At 42.8% G+C, this 21,542-nt stretch carries 19 protein-coding genes; 9 read left to right on the top strand and 10 right to left on the bottom strand.

The features are described from left to right. The first annotated feature begins 141 nt into the window (after positions 1–141). Positions 142–930 carry a M48 family metallopeptidase gene (locus tag R8N49_RS07315; RefSeq protein ID WP_017634168.1) on the top strand — a complete coding sequence of 263 codons (789 nt, stop codon included), beginning with the start codon at positions 142–144 and terminating at the stop codon, positions 928–930. A 74-nt stretch (positions 931–1,004) separates the two neighbouring features. Here R8N49_RS07315 and R8N49_RS07310 read toward each other — a convergent pair whose 3' ends face one another. Continuing rightward, positions 1,005–2,033, bottom strand: a complete 1,029-nt coding sequence (locus tag R8N49_RS07310) for a site-2 protease family protein (RefSeq protein WP_225477855.1) — start codon at positions 2,031–2,033, stop codon at positions 1,005–1,007. Between the two features lie 422 nt (positions 2,034–2,455). Between R8N49_RS07310 and R8N49_RS07305 the strand changes: the two genes are divergently transcribed. The 4 genes from R8N49_RS07305 (at position 2,456) to R8N49_RS07290 (ending at position 7,313) form a co-directional block, all read left to right on the top strand. After that, a complete protein-coding gene (locus R8N49_RS07305; protein WP_005376347.1) occupies positions 2,456–3,691 on the top strand; it encodes an outer membrane protein transport protein in 1,236 nt (411 codons plus the stop codon). Between the two features lie 20 nt (positions 3,692–3,711). Further along, a complete protein-coding gene (locus R8N49_RS07300; protein WP_186585324.1) occupies positions 3,712–6,120 on the top strand; it encodes a VolA/Pla-1 family phospholipase in 2,409 nt (802 codons plus the stop codon). A gap of 136 nt (positions 6,121–6,256) precedes the next feature. Next, positions 6,257–6,466 (top strand): YgdI/YgdR family lipoprotein, encoded by a 210-nt coding sequence (locus R8N49_RS07295; RefSeq protein ID WP_017634171.1) that lies wholly within the window; start codon positions 6,257–6,259, stop codon positions 6,464–6,466. A gap of 289 nt (positions 6,467–6,755) precedes the next feature. Beyond that, complete coding sequence (locus R8N49_RS07290; protein WP_005376350.1) at positions 6,756–7,313, top strand: PhnA domain-containing protein; 558 nt, start codon at positions 6,756–6,758, stop codon at positions 7,311–7,313. Positions 7,314–7,498: 185 nt separating this feature from the next. Here R8N49_RS07290 and R8N49_RS07285 read toward each other — a convergent pair whose 3' ends face one another. The 3 genes from R8N49_RS07285 to R8N49_RS07275 all read right to left on the bottom strand — a co-directional run bounded on the left by R8N49_RS07285 (position 7,499) and on the right by R8N49_RS07275 (position 11,354). Continuing rightward, positions 7,499–7,690, bottom strand: a complete 192-nt coding sequence (locus R8N49_RS07285) for a hypothetical protein (protein WP_005376351.1) — start codon at positions 7,688–7,690, stop codon at positions 7,499–7,501. 279 nt (positions 7,691–7,969) lie between these two features. Continuing rightward, the gene (locus tag R8N49_RS07280) at positions 7,970–8,989 is read right to left on the bottom strand and encodes a TerC/Alx family metal homeostasis membrane protein (protein ID WP_186585326.1); all 1,020 of its coding nucleotides are present in this window, start codon (positions 8,987–8,989) and stop codon (positions 7,970–7,972) included. A 622-nt stretch (positions 8,990–9,611) separates the two neighbouring features. After that, positions 9,612–11,354: a bifunctional metallophosphatase/5'-nucleotidase gene (locus R8N49_RS07275; RefSeq protein ID WP_005376363.1), complete on the bottom strand. Its 1,743-nt coding sequence runs from the start codon at positions 11,352–11,354 to the stop codon at positions 9,612–9,614. Between the two features lie 268 nt (positions 11,355–11,622). On the opposite strand from R8N49_RS07275, the gene R8N49_RS07270 reads away from it, so the two are divergent. Then, on the top strand, positions 11,623–13,257 hold the full coding sequence (locus R8N49_RS07270; protein ID WP_047103581.1) for an ATP-dependent endonuclease: 1,635 nt from the start codon (positions 11,623–11,625) through the stop codon (positions 13,255–13,257). Positions 13,258–13,410: 153 nt separating this feature from the next. Here R8N49_RS07270 and R8N49_RS07265 read toward each other — a convergent pair whose 3' ends face one another. Both R8N49_RS07265 and R8N49_RS07260 read right to left on the bottom strand, forming a co-directional pair. Then, a complete protein-coding gene (locus tag R8N49_RS07265) occupies positions 13,411–13,893 on the bottom strand; it encodes a DUF1097 domain-containing protein (protein ID WP_017634175.1) in 483 nt (160 codons plus the stop codon). Positions 13,894–14,121: 228 nt separating this feature from the next. Beyond that, the gene (locus R8N49_RS07260; RefSeq protein WP_005376369.1) at positions 14,122–15,027 is read right to left on the bottom strand and encodes a LysR substrate-binding domain-containing protein; all 906 of its coding nucleotides are present in this window, start codon (positions 15,025–15,027) and stop codon (positions 14,122–14,124) included. A 301-nt stretch (positions 15,028–15,328) separates the two neighbouring features. Here R8N49_RS07260 and focA point away from each other — a divergent pair, with 301 nt between their 5' ends. Continuing rightward, entirely contained in the window at positions 15,329–16,780 is a 1,452-nt protein-coding gene (gene focA / locus R8N49_RS07255; RefSeq protein WP_186585330.1) for a formate transporter FocA, read from the top strand. Positions 16,781–16,917: 137 nt separating this feature from the next. Here focA and R8N49_RS07250 read toward each other — a convergent pair whose 3' ends face one another. The 3 genes from R8N49_RS07250 to R8N49_RS07240 all read right to left on the bottom strand — a co-directional run bounded on the left by R8N49_RS07250 (position 16,918) and on the right by R8N49_RS07240 (position 18,440). Further along, positions 16,918–17,487: a YceI family protein gene (locus R8N49_RS07250; protein ID WP_017634178.1), complete on the bottom strand. Its 570-nt coding sequence runs from the start codon at positions 17,485–17,487 to the stop codon at positions 16,918–16,920. Further along, a complete protein-coding gene (locus R8N49_RS07245; protein ID WP_005390157.1) occupies positions 17,484–18,023 on the bottom strand; it encodes a cytochrome b in 540 nt (179 codons plus the stop codon). Before R8N49_RS07245 ends, R8N49_RS07250 begins: the two co-directional genes overlap by 4 nt. A 174-nt stretch (positions 18,024–18,197) precedes the next feature. Continuing rightward, positions 18,198–18,440, bottom strand: coding sequence for a DUF2164 domain-containing protein (locus R8N49_RS07240; RefSeq protein ID WP_042520836.1), 243 nt, complete (start codon positions 18,438–18,440; stop codon positions 18,198–18,200). Between the two features lie 183 nt (positions 18,441–18,623). Here R8N49_RS07240 and R8N49_RS07235 point away from each other — a divergent pair, with 183 nt between their 5' ends. Both R8N49_RS07235 and R8N49_RS07230 read left to right on the top strand, forming a co-directional pair. Continuing rightward, positions 18,624–19,256, top strand: a complete 633-nt coding sequence (locus R8N49_RS07235; protein WP_005376385.1) for a hypothetical protein — start codon at positions 18,624–18,626, stop codon at positions 19,254–19,256. A gap of 187 nt (positions 19,257–19,443) precedes the next feature. Next, entirely contained in the window at positions 19,444–20,232 is a 789-nt protein-coding gene (locus R8N49_RS07230; RefSeq protein WP_213866350.1) for an EAL domain-containing protein, read from the top strand. A gap of 27 nt (positions 20,233–20,259) precedes the next feature. On the opposite strand, the gene R8N49_RS07225 is transcribed toward R8N49_RS07230, so the two are convergent. Beyond that, complete coding sequence (locus tag R8N49_RS07225; protein ID WP_213866351.1) at positions 20,260–21,513, bottom strand: DEAD/DEAH box helicase; 1,254 nt, start codon at positions 21,511–21,513, stop codon at positions 20,260–20,262. Positions 21,514–21,542 lie beyond the last annotated feature (29 nt).

The following is a 21,542-nucleotide window of genomic DNA, read 5'->3' as shown; positions in this document are numbered from 1 at the left end:
GCATAGACGCTACTTGGGCATAACTTCAAGACGTAACATCTCACCCTCTTTATTAATCAGATGAATAACTTGATCCATGCATCATGTTACTATTTGGGTATATACTATTGCTTCAAAACAAAAAATTAAATGGAGCCTGTTATGAAGGTATGGATGAAAGCCTCTGCTCTTTTAACTATCGCGGGTTTAACAGCGTGTAGCGCATCACCGACGGGTCGCAACCAGATCCTGATGTTTTCAGATCAGGAAATGTCATCGCTTGGCGCTAAATCTTTCGAACAAATGAAGAAAGATATCCCAATCAGCAAAGATCGCAAAACGAATGCCTACGTTCAATGCGTTGCCAAACACATCACTGACACCATTCCCGCTCAATCTGGATTTAAAGACTGGGAAGTCGTTGTTTTTGATAGTGAACAAGTCAATGCGTTTGCTCTACCAGGTGGAAAGATCGGCGTGTATACCGGGCTTTTAGATGTCGCGAAAAACCAAGATCAGTTGGCAACAGTTATTGGTCACGAAGTCGCTCACGTCCTCGCTGACCACAGTAATGAACGTCTTTCACAAAGTCAGTTAGCAAATGCCGGGTTGTCTCTAGCAAACGTTGCCATTGGAGCTTCCGAGTACAAACAGTATCAACAAATGACGATGGCGGCACTTGGTGTCGGTGTCCAATACGGTGTTATTTTGCCATACGGTCGTACTCAGGAATCTGAGGCTGATATTGTCGGGCTGGAATTCATGGCAAAAGCAGGTTTCGACCCACGTCAAAGTGTCGATTTATGGAAAAATATGAGTGCTGCATCAGGTGGTTCTCAACCACCTGAATTCTTCTCAACCCACCCATCGCACAGTACGCGCATTAAAGATTTACAAGCAACCATAAATAAGCTGCCTGCGTATAACGCGAAAGCACCAAGATGTGGCTAATTCATTGCTACTATCGTCTACTACTTAAGCTTGCCAAATAAAAAAGCTCCCTAGGGAGCTTTTAATGATTCTAATCAAGTGCCCAATATCTGTAGCGGCAAACTTAACAAACTATCTCCGAGAGTGGCAAAATACCAGATGATAGAAACAAAACCTCCGACAGAGACCAAGTACCAAGCCAGTGAGAATAGCTGCCCATAACGGGTTAATGGCAATAAATGGCTTTGATGTCGAGCTCTCCATTCCATCACCACTTCCAACATTCCCATTAACAATAAAAACCCTAGCAACGTCAGACCGAAATAGTAACTGATAAAAATGCCTAATAAAGCGGTCGCAATACTGCCAACTAACCCGACCCAAGTATTCATTGAAAAGGTAATACTTTTGAGCACATGGCCACCATCTAATGGTAAAATAGGCAGCAGATTAAATAGGTTTAGCAAGGCGTTAAACACAGCAAGCCCAGCGAAGATCACCTCACCAGTCATCCAATAAAGCAAAGTAAAAACAATACTAAGTACTAAACCGAAAAATGGTCCCATGATTGAGATAACCACATCCTGCCAGCGCGTGTTTATCTTTTCGTCACTTAGCGCCAAACCACCTAGGAATGGAATCAAATAGATTCCTTTGGTCTTCATTCCAAAATACTTCATCGCTCTAATGTGACCATATTCATGAAAAACCAAACAAGCGATCAACGCTAGCGCGAACTCGATGGAAAATAGCCAAGAATATGCAGCGAGACTTGCAGACGCTAACGCCACTTTAATAACTTTCGCACTTTTAAGTGCTTTCACCCCAAGAGATACGAGGCCTATTACACTTAAACGCTTTTCGGATGGTGGCGTAACTTCTGGCACTTGGCGCTCGATGTCTTTTTCATTTCGACAACCTTCATTGACGAGCTCACCGTTAATTGTGACCTTGTAACTCATTTCAAACGGTTGCCATGTTAAAGAACACTCTAAATGACAGTTCAGGATTTCCTCACCCGCAGAGAGCCTAAACTGGTGTAGACAAGTCTCTGCGGTATTGTCACTGGCATCGATTTGAGACACCAACGTATTATCCCAATATAACTGCTGCCACCCAGCCATCGATCCTTCGAGCCTTAGCGAACGACCTAAAAATTCAACATTCAGTAATTCCAATGCGGTTCCTATTGCGTCTATTGAATAACTACATAGCGAGCGCGAATTATGCCTGTGAAGTGAAGAAACAGCAAAGCGAGCTATCTCTTGATTTGATCGTTATTTAACTATAAAGCTCGCAAAACAATTCTGGTCGTACCATTCTCTTCAAAAATATAAAGATAATACATGCCCTTACAAGCCATCGTTTGACCTATGCATCATATTTAAAACGCAAAATACGCTCAAACTTTGACAAGTTATTAAACATACAATTAACATTACATTTACATCATCGTTGTATTTCGCGTATTAACAATTGGTGTAAGTACCACACAACAATTACAAGGACTTCGGTCCAGCATTATGACACCCTAGGAGGGTCAAGGATGAACAAGAAGCACTGCTCTCTGCTTACAATTTCAATATTGTTTGCGTGTAATGCCCACTCAGCGGGCTTCCAGGTAGCTGAACATTCGGCATCTGGTCTTGGTCGAGCATTTTCAGGTGAAGGGGCTGTCGCAGATAATGCCAGCGTCCTTGCTCGTAACCCTGCAGCAATGACACTTTTCAAAGAAGCTCAATTTTCGGGCGCGTTATCTATCATCGACCCTGAAGTCGATGTGTACGACACTGTAAACAATGAACACGCGAAAGATGTCGCTCCTTTACAGATCGTGCCAGCAGGTTATTACATCAGCCCTATCAATGATAACTGGGCTTGGGGTATCGGTATGTTCACAACATACGGTGTTGCTACCGACTATCCAAATGATATTTCCGCAGGTGATATGGCGGGTGACACTTCCCTACTTTCAGTAAACATCAACCCTAATGTCGCTTACCGTATCAACGAGTCTTTCAGTGTCGGTGGTGGTATCAACCTCGTATACGCTGAAGCAGAGCTGACTCGTCACAAAGGCGCACTCGCCGGTATTTTAGGTGGTAATAAGTCCGATAACCTTGTCGGCATGGAAGGCGAAACTTTCGCTTGGGGTTGGAATGTCGGCGCTTTATTTGAGCTAAATGAAAACAACCGTTTTGGCTTTGGCTACCGCTCTAAGGTTGATCTAGATTTTGATGACGGTGAGTTTAGTAGTTACGACTCTGGTCGAGCTTCATCACCAAAAGTGGATGGCCGTTTAAAAATCTCTCTTCCTTCAATTATCGAATTATCGGCTTTCCATCAATTGAATGAACAATGGGCTGTACATTACGGCTGGCAACAAACCGACTGGAGCACATTTAAAGAACTAAAAGCGACCAGTAACGAATGTAATGACGGAGTATGTTTCTTTAAACCTGAGAAATATGAAGACAACAATCGCTACTCCATTGGTGCAACTTACATACTTAATACAGACTGGACATTCCGTGCAGGCTTTGCGTACGACGAACAAGCAGGTGAAGCGACATTGAGTATCCCTGACAGTGACCGTTTTTGGTACAGCGCGGGCCTAACTTACGCAATGAGTGAGAATTTAACTTTCGATGCAGGCTTTGCACTTGTTAAGAGTAAATCAGGCTCTTTCACTGAGACAAATGCTCTGGGTGAAGAGATTAAGTTTGACTCAGAAGGTACTGCTTACATCAGCGCGGTACAGATGAACTACACCTTCAAATAATGGGATTACGGAGTAAACCAATGAAACACACGTTTAAATTATCAATGCTTTGTTCTGCAATCCTTCTTGCTGGTTGTGGTGATGATACCTCCAGCTCTGGTACTTCCGACAAAGTTCAATTTGAAGATGAAGTCCAAGCATTGCTTGATCGCGAAACATCCATCAGTTTTACGCTTCAAGGAGCGAACGCAGATGTACCGGCACCGTCTTACTTATTAATGGACACAAGCGATGGTACGCTTGGTCTGCCAACTGATGGCGATGATGCTTTAACCAACCCTAGAGCCTCGATGAATACGATGGATGGATGGTCAACGTCTATGCCAATCGTTCTGAACTTTAAAGGCGATGGTTTTGCAACGGGCATGTTGCCGTCTGGTGTTAAAGTCATCAAGATTAACCAACGCTTAACCGAGTGGGACGGTAAATCTAACCCAATCGAAGAGGTACTCGTTCAGAATCAGGACTACGTAGTTCAAGCAAAAGGTAACTCTCTATACGTCCAGTTCTTGGCTGCACTTGATGAGTCAAGCGAGTACATTTTTGCGGTTACACAAGATGTTACTGACGTGAATGGTGAGCCAATTGGTACATCAGCAAGTTATGCGACTGGTAAATCGAAAGAAATCGTTTATGAAACTGGCGACCTTGCTTCTGTTCAAGCAGTCACTCAGGCGGTTGAAGGCATTTTTGGTATCGCCAAAGTAAACCCTAACGACATCGTTTACTCCTCATGGTTCAGTACCCAGTCTGTAGGTGATACGTTAGCGGCAGTCAAAGGAGTAACCGCTACTGGTTTTTCTACCGGCGCAAACACACTAAATACCGTTTACAAAAATGACTCAAACGAAGGTTCAGTTGACTTATCAACGGCCTACACAATAACGCTCGGTGAAACCCAAGACTTTAGCACTGCGCTAGACTCTGACGATGACTTTAGTAAATACATTAGCGATCAAGACGCAGCTAAAACGGCAATTAAAGGCCTTTACATGCAATCAGGTGCCGATGTAAGCGTGACACAAGGTGTGGTAAGACTGCCTCATTACCTGGAAAAAGGCGCAAGCTGGAACATGCAACCAATGGTATCTGCGATGCCAAGCCTAGCGAAGCTAAGCGCAGCATTAGCGGATCCGAACGAGCAAGCAAACATGGTTCAGCAGCTATCAACAGGCGTTTTTGCAAATGATCCTGTTGATGTGACAAAGCTTGCTACAGATCCTACAGAGCAGCTAAAACTTGTTGGAGCTAAGCTTACTCTTATCGATGGTACCCAGCTTGATAGTGAGCGTATCATAACTCGCTACTCGCCTGTTCCCGTAGTGAAATCGGTTGAAGATGTCGAAGTACTGGTCTTCACACCTAAATCTGGCGTCGCGACAGACGTTGTGATTTATCAACACGGCATCACCTCAGCGAAAGAGAATGCGTACGCGTTCGCGTTCAATATGGTAAAAGCAGGTGTGGCAGTTATCGCTATTGACTTACCTATTCATGGTACGCGCAGCTTAGATGAACAACGTTCCGCAAATGCGAATGTACTGGCTTATCTAAATCTTTCCAACTTAGCCGTTGCGCGTGACAACCTACGTCAAAGTGTTCTGGATGTGTTAGGTTTGCGCGCTAGCTTGGTAGTATCTGCTCAAGGCGGTCTTTTAGCTGGAGGTCCTCTGCAAGGCTTCAACCCAATGACGGGTTCAAAGGTCAAAATGCTAGGTCATTCACTTGGCGGTATTGTAGCTACATCTGCCGTCGCAGCAGCAAACAATACATTGGGCAGCCCTACTGCCGATGCGCTGTACACCTTTAGTTCTGCATCAGTACAGAACTCTGGTGGACAAATTGGTAATTTGTTACTGGGTTCAGACAATTACGGCCCTCAGATCAAACATAACCTCGCTTATGCAGCATCAAAAGACTATGCGACTTACGCTGATGCATCATGTGCGGATCTAGAAGATAAAACATGTTACGAAGCATTTGAGGCTGCGGCAACGGAAGCTCAAGTAGCAGCGCTAGAAGCAGGTTTCTCACAATTTATCTATGCAGCACAGACTACACTAGACACTGTCGATCCGTTCACAAACGCTTCAGATTTAGTGGCATCTGGTTCGCTAACGACACCATTCTTTATGACAGAAGTGGATGGCGATAGCACAGTACCAAACAGCGTTCCAAATGCACCATTCGCGGGTACTGAACCGCTTGCTAATAAGCTAGGGTTGAAGACTGTGAACAGTACGGACACTGATGTGAATGCAACTGCGAGCTTTGTACAGTTTAATGCTACTGCATCGCACAGTACTTTTGCTTCGCCAAATGGCACTCTGTCTGATATTGATCATCATGTAGAGATGCAGATGGAAAACACTGACTTCTTAATGGATGACACACTAACAGGTGTCACTAACACTTCTGTTTTGAAGTAATCGCAACACCCTTCCTGCCAAAGCCCAGTTTCTACTGGGCTTTTTCATTTCAATTCTATTCAAACCCACTCATATTTCCTCTGCTATAGTTAAATCGATGTCTTTGCCTAACTCACTTGTTTAAAAGGAAAACTCTATGCGCGTATTGACTGTTATTGCCACTGTATTACTTCTTTCTGCATGCGGAAGTAGCCAATATCTGATGTCGACAAATGAAGGGAAAATTATTACCTCTTACGGTAAACCAGACCTGAACGAGGAAACGGGTATGTACGAGTATGAAGACATGGATGGTAAAGAAATGAGTATTTCAAAAGAGCAAATTGTCCAGATTGTCGAACGTTAACGACAGGCCCTCTGTAAATTAGAGGGCTATGTTCTAGCCACCCTCTCTCTACATTTACCTCTTTTAGGCTTGTAATCGTTGTAGAAATTGACACAACTAATTCATAAGCCAAAACAATTAATAGTGTCTTTTATACTTCCGTATTATTTATTTAGCGAATATTTTACATCTTCACCTTAATCAGGTTGGAGTATTGTAAAATCTAGTCTTTAATTCGCTAACACCCTTTTATTTCTCAGGATAAAGTGGATAATACCGCCACAAAATAACATTACTAAGGTGAGTCCTTATGTCTATTGAAGCTACTCTGCTTGCGCGCTGCGAGTCAAAATGTGAACTGTGTTCTTCTGAATCTCAACTAACTGCATACGCTGTCCCACCTCACGGTAATGTGACGGTTGATACTGCCATCATGGTTTGTGATAAGTGTCTGGGTGAGATCGATGAGCCAAAAGACATTAACCACTGGCGTTGTCTAAACGAAAGCATGTGGAGCCAGGTTCCTGCTGTACAAGTGACTGCATGGCGCCAACTCACTCGCCTAAACACAGAAAGCTGGGCTCAAGATGCTCTTGACATGATGTACATGGAAGAAGAGCAAATGAACTGGGCAATGAAAGGGATGTCTGCTGACGATAAAACGGTTGACTGTAACGGCACTGAACTTAAGAAAGGTGACGATGTAACAGTAATTAAAGACCTACCAGTAAAAGGCACTAACCAAGTAATCAAACAAGGTACAGTGATTCGTGGTATTAGCCTTGGCGATGATCCAAAGCTAGTTTCGGGTAAGGCAAATGGTGGTCAGTCGATGTACGTGATCGCAGAATACTGCCGCAAGAAGTAATATCGCACTTCAGTCATGTCAAAACGGGGCACCAATGGTGCCCCGTTTTTCTATACAACACTTAATCTACTCTCATGTCTACCTCCTCTAGAGTGTTTCTTTTCTAGGGCGTAGGTTGAGTAGGCATGTTTTACAAATAAAAAAATACCGGCTCATAGGCCGGTATTTCTTACACTATTTCAATATTAACGGTACATACCGATGTCTTTTTGAATATGTGCTGACAAGTCTTCTGCGTAGTAACTGCGTGGCGCAGTGTTATCTACAAATAGAATGTCCAGTAAGTGAGCAATCAGTCCTTTGAAGTTAACCGCGTAGGTTTTCTTATCCATAGAGGTTGGTAAAGCTACATTTGTCATTTGCATTGCTTGTGCCATGATTGCCTCTCTTTAAAAGCAGTAGTCTGTTTAGTTGGTTGTATATTAGTCAGTTTCTTATTGTTTAAGAAATGACAAATTTTACCCATTCAAATTAGAATTTCTAATAAAACAAACTCATTACAAAACTCAAAAATACAAATGAATAATAACGGCATAAATAATCACAATTGCTGTAATTACATTGAATAACTGAACATTACCTGCATAATCGCCCCTTGAGCAACAACATATATTTAACAATATTTTTCGTTATTTCTTTTGATTTTAGTGCTTACTTTATATTTTTTGATTAGTAATATTAACGCTAGTTTGACGCTTCGCTTTATTTTTTAGGAGTGATGCCACCACTGCCGATGTCATCACAACAACTAAAAATGTGAGAGACCATGCTGTCGGAATCTCATATTCTGTTCCAACCAATAGCATTTTCACCCCGATAAACATCATGATTACTGATAATGCTGGTTTTAAGTACACAAACTTATCTAACATTGCTTGAAGAACAAAGTACAGCGATCGCAAACCCAATAATGCAAATACGTTCGCGGCTAAGACTAAAAATGGCTCTCGCGTTACCGCGAATATAGCTGGTATAGAATCCAACGCAAACATAACGTCCATTACTGCAATGACACCAACAACGATCAGCATCGGTGTTGCCACCCACTTACCAGCTTGCTTTAAGATTAAGTGATTTCCTTGGTAGTCATCTGTAACTGGCAATACCTTTCGAATCAACTGCTCCGGATATGGATTAACCTCTTCTGCTTCGCCTTTGTCGCGAGCTAGCTTAACACCCGTCCAAATAAGGAAAGCAGCAAATAAGTACAATACCCAGTGATACTGTGAAAGTAACTGAGCACCAACCGCAATCATGACAGCGCGTAAAACTAGCGCACCTATCACCCCCCAAAGCAATGCTCTCGGACGCAAATGCTCCGGCACACTGTATTGTGCAAAGATGATGGCAAACACAAACAAGTTATCCACGCTTAGCGACTTCTCTAGTAAGTAACCAGTTAAGAATGAAATCGTTGCTTTGTCGTTCGTATAAGCGCTATGTGGCGCGTAAAAGTCCCAGAATAAATAAATAGAACCTGCAAAAACAAAGGCAAGCAAGAACCAAAAAACACTCCAAACGATGGCTTTTTTCATCGTGATAGCGCCACCACGTGTTTGATAGATATCAAGCGTAACAAGAACAAGGGTAAATAAACCAAAAGCACCATACATCGCTAATGATTCTTGAAGAGGCACCGATTGGCTCAATTGGGTGGTATTTTCGATAAGAGACATATTTCCTCCCATGGCGGAAGGACTTCGTTTGGTGACCTTCCGCAGACAATAACAACCAACAGCCACATAACGATTATGTGCTGCTAGTCAATGAATGCGTTGGTCTCGTTGAAGTGTTGACGTGAATGAACCACGTAACACCTTTACTTACCGGATAAGCTGATGCTTAACGAGATGACGATAAGTAAACTTGCGCTAACTACTCCCCAAACGCCGACATAATAACGCCGAGCGTCAGGCTTTCCAACAAAAAAACCTTGTCTTATCGAAATAAAATTCTTATCAAAAATCAGGAAGCACTATAAAAAGAAAGAAATGGATTCAACCACCTGAACTATAGTAAACAGACAAAAAGCAGCAAATGGCTCAAGACAAACTCTTCATTAGTTAGGGCCCTAACGGGGAAGATAGATACAAAAAAGGAGCATTACTGCTCCCTTTTGTAACATCCACATTCTTAGCAATTCAAAAGCCGCTTAGAGGCACAAAGTAGACCAGTGTCGACCAAATTGCGATCCAAGCAACTACGACTGCCGTATCTGCCCAATCTTTATTCCACATACTGCCATCCTCATCAACGCATGTAGTAAGTGGAGAGCAGCAAAATCAATACCAGTATCTATTATCGACGTCGCTTTGTGTAAAGTTTGTGACTTTGATTCAAACAGTTTGGCTCATCGGTCAGGAGTTCAATAAAACAATCAGCCATGGACAAACTGGTCACACGCCCTTCTCCTTTCATCTCCTGCAATGCGTCGTACCCCTCTTTCCCTTTCATCGTATAGGCAGAAGAAGTCCCTCGATACCAAACATCATCTTGAACACCAACCCATTGTTTGCCATCAAAAATCACTAATGATTGAACTCTTTCACCTTTTGGGGCATCTGCGTGATACTCGAAGTTTAAATTGTAAGTGTACGGATAACTGCCAGATCCAGTGCCTTCTACGCCATTGTTGAGTGCATTATTTATCGCGCCTTCAAGTGCACGGCGAATAGCGCTGCCTTTTACATCGTAAAAGCCGATAGGAACGGCAAAAGGCAACAGTCGTCCGGCAATGTCTGCCACTGTGATGTTGCCAGGGTTCAAAGAGGTTCGCACGCCACCCGCATTATGAATTGCAAATTGAACGTCATATCCACGTTTGTTTAAACAGTGCAGAAATGATCGGGCAACGGAGGAAGCCAACTCACTCTCACCAAATTCATCGGGAATTCTCACATGACGCTTTTTGGTGTCAACACTAGCAATGACTTGTGACTGTAACTGCCTAACCTGAGGAATATATTTATCGCTCAGGATAGCTTGAGTTTCCGGGTGTTTCTTACAAACCACGACATTCGGTTGACCATGGATGAAGTCGCACGCGGTTTCGAATACACCTTGGTCGAGCTGTTGGTTTAGCGTCGAGTCCCAAAAAATACGTCGGCCAAGCAACAGTTCATTTTGTCCACTCAACATCGTTGCTTTACCGTGTTCATCAAACTCAATGACGCAGTGCCCCATTGTCAAAGCATGGAAACCCGCTTGCACCACATAGGTATCATTAATTTTGATACCGTAGGGATCGTCTTGTCCTAACCCTATTGATGAAAAATCACCTTGCAACCGGTGGCTGTGTCCACCAACAATTATACCAATACCTGCGACTTGCTCAGCTAACTCTAAATCACCTTCATAACCTAAGTGGCTCAGAAGAATAATATTTTTTATACCTGATGAATGGATTTGTTTTACGGTCGCCTTGGCGGTTTCAATTGCTGAGTGAAAAGGCGTGTCTGCATCAGGGTTTGCGATGTCGCTCATTTTATCTATGGATAATCCGAAAATCGCGACCCGCTCGCCATGGAATTCTTTAACAATGTATTGAGCGCTCTGTGTATCCGGTTGGTAACTATATACATCCTTGCAATCACTGATACGGTGAGGTTTTTTAAGCGATTCATTGGATAAATCCCAGTTGCCAGCAAGCAATGGGAACTGAGTACGTTGGCAAAACAATGCAACTGGCTCATTCCCCATATCTAATTCATGATTGCCTAACGCCATTGCATCAATTTTTAATGCGTTCAATAAGTCGGCATTGGCTTTGCCTTTAAATAGTGAGAAATACAGCGTGCCTTGGAAGCAATCTCCGGCATGGAGGAACAACATCCCATGACCTTGGCGCTGAGCATCATCTCTTAACTGCTCGACTCTGGTTGCGATACGAGAAAAGCCGCCAGCACTGACATAGGGCTCTAGCGTGAGTTCATTGTTTATCTTAAGCTTTAACTGTAATGACGTTGGTTCAAAGTAGGAATGTGTGTCATTGATGTGTGCCAGTTTGATTCTCACTGGCTTATGATTGTTATTCATCTTCATCTTCTCTTTTTTCATTCCTTATAATAATAAGAAGTGAATCATGACAGAATCATGAATTTTATGAAACTGCGATTTAGGATTTCATGTTTAAGTGATCACGATGCTGTCCCCCGGCTTTGAAAGCAAGCCTCGCTTGTAACGGTCTCTATTCAGTAAGAGGCTCTCGTAATTTTGTGAACTGAGCTTAACTCAAAAATTTCGAATTCATATATGCTTAGGAGTAGCAAAATAACTCTCGATAATTCAAATAATTGCAAGGAGGATTGAGATGAGACTAGAACGCATCGAAATCTCCGGGTTTAGAGGCATCAAACGCCTTTCACTCTCTTTTGACGAACTCACCACGCTTATCGGTGAAAACACGTGGGGCAAATCATCATTGCTCGATGCCCTTTCCATCGCACTACCTGCCAATGGCTCATTGTATCAATTCAAACTGAAAGATTTTCACGTTGACTACTCAATTTCTCATCCACAAACACAACACTTACAGATCATTGTTTGTTTTAAAGCACAGGATAAAAACGAAGTAAAAGCGGGACGCTACAGACGCATAAAGCCTACATGGTGCACCAACGAAGATGGTGAGCAAGTCATTTACTATCGTATTAGTGCGTCTCGCGATGAGCACGGCATTAATACAGAGTACGCGTTTTTGGATCATAACGGCAAACCCAAAAAACTTCACCACTCAGAGAAACTCGCTATTGAGTTAATGACACTTCATCCTGTAATCCGACTACGTGACTCCCGACGCTTCCCAGATTTAAACCATGTCAACGGCGATGGTAAAAATGCTCGGATTGAAAAACGAATCAACAACACCTGTCGACGCTTATTGGCTATGCCTGGCCATGTGAATAAAGGTGAGATTCGTAGTAGCCTCGACTCAATGCAAACGCTTGTTGAACACTATTTCGCGTTCAGAAGTGTCAGTAAAGGCAACCCACGCAAACCTCGTGATGGTCTTTTCTATACAAGCCCTTCCTCTGATAAAGGCTTGAGTCAGTTCTTGAAAGAAACCAATGACAAACAAAGCCGCTTGCTTTTAATGGGGTTACTCAATGCCTATCTTCAAGCTAAGGGTCCCACCGATTTAAGGCGCTGTGCGAGACCAATACTGATTATTGAAGATCCAGAAGGTCGACTGCATCCAACTCATCTAGCGAGAGCGTGGTCCTTATTGCAATTGTTGCCAATGCAAAAGATATTAACCACCAACAGTGGCACGTTACTCGGTTCTGTTCCACTGTATTCAATTCGACGTTTAATTCGGCTATCAGACAGAACCATCGCTAAGAGTTTAAACTCAACAAAGTTTGGTCGAGATGAGTTGCGCCGAATTGGTTTCCATATTCGTTTTCATCGTTCAGGAGCATTATTTGCACGGTGCTGGTTACTTGTTGAGGGCGAAACCGAAGTTTGGCTTTTTCATGAACTGGCTCGTCAATGCGGGTATGACTTGGCTGCCGAAGGGGTTCAAATCGTTGAGTTTGCTCAATCAGGTCTAAAATCACTCATCAAAGTAGCAAAAGAGTTTGGTATTGATTGGCATGTCGTTACCGATGGCGACCCAGCAGGGAAAAAGTACGCGCATGCAGTGCGAGCACAGCTCGACCATGATCAGGAAAGGCATCGACTTACGGAGTTACCCGACCGAGACATCGAGCACTTTCTGTACAACAATGGTTTTGAACTTTTCTTTAAGGACATCATCAAAGTTCCTCATGACCACCCTATCCCTGCTAAAAAAGTCGTAAATCGTGTTTTGAAAAAACATGCAAAACCGGACTTAGCTTTGGCTATTGTTTCTCATTGTGAAGAGAAAGGCATGGAGTGTATTCCTGTTCTTCTGCGCTGGACACTTAAACGCGTTGTTACCATGGCCAACGGCAATACATGAGTTAGACGTATTTTACACTCAGCGTATTGTCTTGTAATACAAAAAAAGCACACCAATTTGGTGTGCTTGTATCAAACATCATTAATTTTGATTAAGGGTATTGAGAGGGATAAAACTCAATACACAGTGGATACCAATAAGATCGGGGGTTCACTACTGTGCTTGCTCAGCAAGCGAAGAAGAAGTAGCGGTTGATTTCGTATGCAACCATAGCCCTGTCGCTTTCATTAGATAGCCAAACACACCACCTAGCAACAACGATGGAATAACAAGTTGCCAGTTTCCATCAGCCGCAAATGTTGCGCATGAACCAATAAAAGTACCAGGGATGTACGCGAGCCAAGCCTGTTTAGCTTGAATACACATGAAGAATGCCACAATAGCGGTAATCACATAGCCAATAATTTCCAACCCCACGTAAGTGGAACCGTGAATAATTACCATTGCCCAGAATACGCCTGTCATATTGGTGATTAAGCTGATGCCTAGTCCTTTCAATCCGCTCGTTGGCGCTGCAAAGTAGCTCGTGCAACCTAAAAAACCAGCCCAAGAAAGCAAACCTAAAGAGATGGCGATCCAACCCCATACGCCAGATAAAATTCCAGTAGTGATAGAAATAGCTAAAAGTGTCGTCATGGTAGTCATACCTGCTCGGCTATTATCGTACCTATATGGTTCAATAACTGCCTTCATACATTGAAATCAAGGACACATGTTAGATACATCAGCTCAGCTTATCGGTGATATTGATCACAATAAGATATTATTATTTTCACAATTTACATTAAAAGTTTGACGCAACCGATAAATCAACAGATTTGGGGAATAAACCCAACTCATCTCGTAGGCATGTTTAATCAACCTTTAAAGAACTGAAGGCTTCCCTTTCATCATTCGCAGCCCCTCTCTTTTAATGCAGTCGACTAATGGGTTTTCTGCCATATCTGAACGCCATATAAATGAAAGCGTCCTTTCCATTTTTAACTCAGGTACATTTAATGCCACAAGATGACCTGCTTCTATATATCGCTCTACATCTAAATACGGTAAGCAAGTAAGGTACTGACCATTAGCAACTAAACTACGTAATACCGGAACATGTTCATATTCGCGCCACACATCCAAATCTTCAATAAGGTGGTGAATAGAACTATCAAATGTTTTTCGTGTGCCAGAGCCATGCTCTCTTAGTACCCACTTCGCTTGCTCTAACTGCGCAAGGCTAACAGACTGATTACGAGCAAAAGGATGATGAGAAGCTGCGACAACAGTAAGATGATCACGACACCATACTTCTTGGTGTAAACGGTTATCATCACAGCGCCCTTCAATAATCCCTAAGTCATACTTGTAATCTAATACCCCATCAATCACCCCTTTTGTACTTTGTACACCGAGGGAAATACGCATTTCTGGAAAGTCATTATCAATGATACTGATAAGGTCGGGAACTAAGTGCTCTGCTGGAGTTTGACTCGCTCCCATACGAATCTCACCACTCAATAAATGTTGCTCATAGAAGCCCATTTCAATCTGCAATGCATCTTGTAGCAAGCGTTTTGCTTTTGGTCGTAACCACATCCCCCAATGGGTTAACGCCATTTGCTTGCCTTGCCTCTCAAACAACGGCCTGCCAAGCATCTTCTCTAATTGCGCAAGCGACATGCTTGTCGCTGATTGTGTCAAAGCCAATTTTTCTGCGGCTTGGCTTACACTGCCGGTATCTGCAACTGCGTCGAAAACCGCTAATTGCTTAAGTGAGTAGCGCAAAGTGTCCTCCATTATTAGTGGGTATTTCCCAATTCCCACAATTGTTAAAGCATGCCCCAATAAGCAATAGAGTTCATTTTACCTAGCCCCGTAAAGTTATCAATTAATTTGATGAGGTTTCTAAATATTATCAATTTTACCTTACTAACCGTTCTCCCTATTCTGAGTACGCGGTTCGGGAATACCGCAAGCCTCAATGGTTTTGAAACCGAAGTCATTGAGGCTCTTAATAAAAACAACAATTTCATTTTTGAGTTAATAACCAAGGATTTTTTATGCGATTACAAATTAAGGAGTCAATATGGCGGTGACCAGTTCTCAAAATCACCAGTATTTTTCTCCAAAAGAGATGATGGTTGAAGCGGAAAAATTTGCGTTAAGTAAGGCAAACAAAACCAGCAGTATGACATTAAGCCTCGCGATTATGGCCGGCGCGTTCATCGGGTTAGCATTCTTGTTTTACATCACGGTGACCACCGGCAGTACGGGCGCTGGTTGGGGCTTGAGCCGCCTAGCTGGTGGACTCGCATTTAGCATGGGATTGATCCTCATAGTGATCTGCGGTGGTGAATTATTTACCAGCTCCGTCCTATCCAGTATTTCTTGGGCCAATAAGCAAATCTCGTTCGGTAAGATGCTTTCGATCTGGGGCAAAGTTTACGTTGGTAACTTTATTGGTGCGATGTTCCTACTTGCGCTGGTTACTGCTGCTGGTCTTTATCAGATGGATGGCGGTCAATGGGGATTAAATGCGCTTAACATCGCACAACACAAACTTCACCACACTCTCATTCAAGCGTTTGCACTCGGCATTCTCTGTAACCTATTGGTTTGCCTAGCGATTTGGCTAACATTTAGTTCTGCAAATGCAATGACAAAAGCAGCAATGACAATTTTGCCTGTGGCAATGTTTGTCAGCAGCGGTTTTGAGCACTGTGTTGCGAACATGTTTATGGTTCCACTTGGTATTGTTATCGCGAATTTTGCACCTGAATCTTTTTGGGCATCTGTCGGTATGCCTGCGTCACAATACGCAGACCTAAACATTAGCCACTTTATTACCGCTAACTTAATTCCTGTCACGCTTGGCAACATCGTCGGCGGAGCGGTATTAGTTGGCCTTTCAAACTGGTGTATTTTTCGCCGACCAGAACTAAAAGCAGCGAATATTTCTTCTATCACTACAACTACAACACTGTCGTCAGTTAAGGATTTCACCATGAAAAATGCCTCTTTTGTTAAAGACATTATGAACCCAAAACCAGTCACCATTCGTGCAGAAACGCCAATTGCAGCCGCGCTGGATGTGTTACTTGATAATCACGTAACGAGCGCACCTGTTGTAGACGTACAAAATCGATTAGTTGGCTTCTTCTCTGCTCACGATGTGATGGTAGAACTATGGTGTGAGGACTACATTCCGGTGAAAGACCAAAAAGTCGTCGACATCATGAGCCGAGATGTGGTCGCAATTGACGCTGGTGATCGCCTCGTTGATGTTGTGGAATTCCTATGTATCGATAAAGAGCAGTTGTACCCAGCGAGCAGTATGGGTATTGCCACTCGCTTGACGTCTTTGTCTCTCGAAGAACGCGCTAAAAGTATCAAAGTAAGTAAGCCACAAGTGCTTCCTGTGCTTGAAAATGGGCAGATGGTCGGGGTGGTTACTCGTACTGAAGTATTAAAAGCACTACGCCCGATTTTTGGTGAGCGTTTAAACCTAGTGGAAAAAAGCGAGTTAGAAACAGCGTAATTCGCTAAACATTTACAACGTCTATTGGCTTTCAATCGCTATCACTGACTGGTTTATCGATGTTAGTGATGTGATTAAGATAATAAAAAAGCGCTCTTCAAGTGAAGAGCGCTTTTAGTGTATCTAAAAGGAACTAATTACTTCTTAATACCTTCGATATGAAGTTCCATATCGACGTAGCTTGAAGCACCCATTACTGGGATGTCAAAGTCAGCAAGCTCTAGGCGAGTGTTGCCAACAAAGCCAGCGCGCTCGCCGCCCCATGGGTCACTGCCAGCACCAACGAATTCAGCCTCAATAGTAATAGGCTTAGTAACACCGTGTAGCGTTAAATCACCAGTTACATCTAGTTTGCCATTGCCTTTATCAACCACTTTTGTGCTCGTAAAGGTTGCTTCACTGTATTTACCAGCATCGATGAAGTCACCACTACGAATGTGTTTGTCACGTTCAGCATGGTTTGAATCTAGGCTGGTTGTATCAACAACAACATTTACTTTTGAGTCAGCAATGTTGTTTTCATCAAAAGAAAAGTCACCAGAAAATGTATTGAAACGACCTTTGATGAAACTGTAACCCAAGTGGCTAACTTTAAAGTTGATTGAAGCGTGAGCACCTTTGGTATCGATGACATAATCTGCAGCTTGCGCACCAAATGGCAGTGCCATAGCGATAGCTAATCCTGTAGCGAAAAGTGACTTTTTCATTTTGAAGCTCCTAACATTTTTCTTAATGTGTTGTCTTTATCGATAAAGTGGTGTTTTAGTGCAGCAATAGCATGTAAGCCTGCAATCAGGATGACTGCCCAAGCTGCATAGAAGTGAATCTCACCTGCAATATCTGATTGGCCTGGGAATAACTCTCCCGCTCCTGGCACGGTGAACCAATTAAACACTTCGATGCCGCGTCCATCAGACGTTGAAATGAGGTAACCTGAAACAAAGATGGTGACCAATAGTAGGTACATGACACCATGCGCCGCTTTAGCAGCAAGCACTTCGTAACGTTTGCCTTCTACCTTTGGTGACGCCGTCACATGTTTCCATACGATGCGTGCTAAAGTTAAAATAGCGAGTAAAATACCGACAGAGCGATGGTAATGCGGCGCAGTTCGATACCATTCGCTGTAATAGCTAAGGTCGACCATCCACAAACCCACTGCAAATAGACCAATAATGCACAGCGCTGATAACCAATGCATCACGCGTGCAGTAAGGTTGTAATTCTTTACCAGTGTATCCATCTCAAGTTCCTAGATATATTCCTAAGTTAATGCTGAGCAAGAAACACTACATTAACCTATTTACGTCATATGAAACAGATTATTTACCATCATTTACATCCAGCCAATGGTACCGTATCTATCAAGTTGTTCGAAATTTTTGAAGGAACTTTAAATCGTTTGTAAAACTGAAACTTACAGCTTAATTTCTTGTTCTATCTCATACAGCTCTTCGGAAACTTCTAACATTCTGCGTTCAACCAGTAACTTAGCATCTTCAACACCCTTGTTATAATAAATTGGCCCTAGTTTTTCTGTAATAAAATCAATTAGAAACTCACTATCGAACTGGCCAATTTCAACATCTAGCTCGTCTTGCATGTAATCTTGAATGGCGGTGGCCAACGCCTCTTTTTGTGCGCGTTCTAGCTTTATCATTTTTTCCCTTTCAAATTTTTGTTCAACTTCTGCTTCTTTCGTGTTGCTCTATTAAAGATTAGACACGGTCATTTGTGAGAAATTTGGTGTTTAGATCAAGAAGTTGCCGAAGTAAATTAGTCTATTCTCAAAAGACTATGCTAACCTTTTGCAGTTCGTTTTGTAATTATTAAGGGATATTCTTTGCTACTCGACCTAGTTATTCAAAGTGTTAATGATTTTCAAGACGACTGTCTTAAGCTGTGTGAAAAGCATTACCCTGCGGTGCATAACCAAGGCATGAGTGAGCATCATCTTGGTCTCGCGTTTTCAAGAAGGATGGAACATACTTTTCGTCACTTTGGATACAACTGCGTGATAAAGCCAATCGAAGTGTTGGATTCTCCAGACCTTCCCCATCACTATCGAATTTCATCCGACATTGGCACTGTCTGGGTTCTGAGTCACCATATGGTCAGTGCCGGAAAATCTTGCCGGGAAAACTTACTCTCATCAATTACGGAATGGCAGAGTGAATATGGCTATGCCTTACAGCCTAATGACCTACTCTTTTTGGTTTGCGATCATTGGATAAGTCGCAGCAAAACGAGCCGAGAATTGCTTCATTGGTGGATGGGTGAACTACCCGATCAGATCAACGAATACACAGAACAAGGAATCACACTGTACACCAGCGAGTCGCAACTCACGCAATCGTTGGACACTCGATTCGGTATTAGCCCTTGTTACATTAAGTTTGGGCATCCTTTACGGCGTTCGAACAAACAGCAGTTAGTCAGAAAATATTTGCAGTTGTATGCCGTACTGCAATGGTAGCATCAAATTGAAGTGCTGAGATTATCAATTATTTCATCAATTTGTTTGATATCACTCGACAAAACTACCCATCCATTACCATCGTTCTTGCTTGAGTTAATGAGCACACTTAGATTCATTGCCAATGAAATAGAAAAATTAGCGCGATAACGCTGATGTTGAGACATTGATTTAGGTTGTGGTAACAATGATGAGCATCTCGCAACTACTTAGTTGCATCCGGAAAGAAGCCGACGGGCAGTATATTGCGAAATACGCGAACTTCACTCTCCGCAGTGTCTTTCAACCCATATATAAGAACGATATTTCCATCGTTGGCCTTGAAGCACTGGTAAGAATTAGCAATGCCAATGGCACCATGGTTAGGCCAGATCAGTTTTTCCAATCCAAAGCGACTCCCACTCAAGATTTGCTCAATGTTGAACGCTTAAGTCGCCTAATCCATATCAAAAATTTCTCTCAGTCTCGCTTTCACACAAAACAATTGTTTCTCAATGTATTACCGGTAGCGGCAGAGATACTAGTCAAAGACGTCACTTATAACCGACTGCTAAAACAAACCATTTATGAATCGCATTTGATGAATGAACAAATCGTCATGGAGTTACTTGAATTGAAGGTGGAGGATGAAGTCTCTTTGTCTCAAGCTGCTCGGGAGTTAAGTCTTGAAGGATTTAAATTAGCGATTGACGATTATGGCGTCAATGCATCGACAACTGAGCGAGTGAGAAGCGTTTGCCCAGATATAATCAAGATGGATCGCTCTTTATTGCTAAGGTATGAAAACGGTGATTTTAAAGCGCTTAACGATGCATTATCACTCGCAAAAGCGTTATGCTCTAAAACCGTTATCGAAGGAATTGAAACCGAGCATCAACTTCGCTTAATGAAAAAGCTCGGTTTCGATATGTACCAAGGGTACCTACTTGCTATCCCCCAAACGTTAGACGTCTATGAAGAGGCAAAAACAGCCTGACTATGTAAGAACAAAAGTTTGCGCGGTTTAGCGAGAGCTAAGTGATTTACCACGATTCTTATGAATCGCCAATTTTGCTTTTAGCTTACGCTTCTCAGATGAACGACTACGACGACGCCCATTTTGTTCAGGCTCAACTTCTTCTACAAGACTTGGTTCGAAACCTGCCAGCCATTCTTGGGGTAAGCGTTGATCAAGCAGATTCTCGATAGCTTGCAACAAGTACTCCTCATCTCTACTCATCAGAGAAACCGCCAAACCTGACTTTCCAGCTCTTCCAGTGCGGCCAATTCGATGGACGTAATCTTCTGCTTTGAATGGCATATCAAAGTTCACGACTTGTTCTAGCTCTTGAATATCTAACCCTCGTGCTGCCACATCGGTTGCAATCAAAGCACGCATCTTACCTTGTTTAAATTCATCCAAAGCTCTTTGGCGGGCGCCTTGTGATTTATCGCCGTTGATAGAAACCGCTTTGATGCCATCTAACTTGAGCTCTTTCGCTAACTCATCACTGCCTTGCTTCGTTTTTGTAAATACAAGCACTTGCTGCCAATTCCGCGAGCCAATTAAGTACGCTAGCAATTCACGTTTCCGTTTTTTATCCACTGGATAAACCATTTGTGTTACCGTTTCAGCAGTCGTATTTGCTGGTGAAACTTCGACTTCAACTGGCGATTCCATGAGTTTATACGCAATAGTTTTGATTCGCTTCTCAAATGTCGCAGAGAACAATAGGATCTGTTTCTCTGCAGGTAAACGTCGGAAGATGCGCTGCAAGTCAGGCCAAAATCCCATATCTAACATACGGTCGGCTTCGTCTAACACGAGCATACCGGTTTTAGAGATGTTTACGTTACCATTAAACAGGTGATCCAAAAGGCGGCCTGGCGTGGCAATCAAAATATCAGCGCCCTCTTCTAACTTTCTCTTTTGTACGCCAATGCTTGTACCACCATAAACACACACAATGCGAAGTTCTGTTTCTGCCGAGTACTGATTCAAATTATCAAATACCTGCTGTGCAAGCTCGCGTGTTGGAACCAAAATCAATGCTTGAGGTGTGCCATTAAGTTTCTTTTGCTGAACGGTTTGTATGATAGGTAAACCAAACGCAGCCGTTTTTCCCGTACCAGTTTGTGCAGCAGCAAGTAAGTTTTTTCCTGCAAGGACGTGTGGAATTGACTTTTCTTGCACTGGTGTTGGCGTCACGATATTTAGATTGCCTAGCGTCTCGATTAGCTTTTGTTCGATGCCTAAATCAGCAAAATTAACAGACATGTGTAACCTCATTATTTTTGGAGCGCAGA

The sequence above is a fragment of the Vibrio sp. 1978 genome (assembly GCF_033344345.1).
This window is presented reverse-complemented; position numbering and strand designations above follow the sequence as displayed.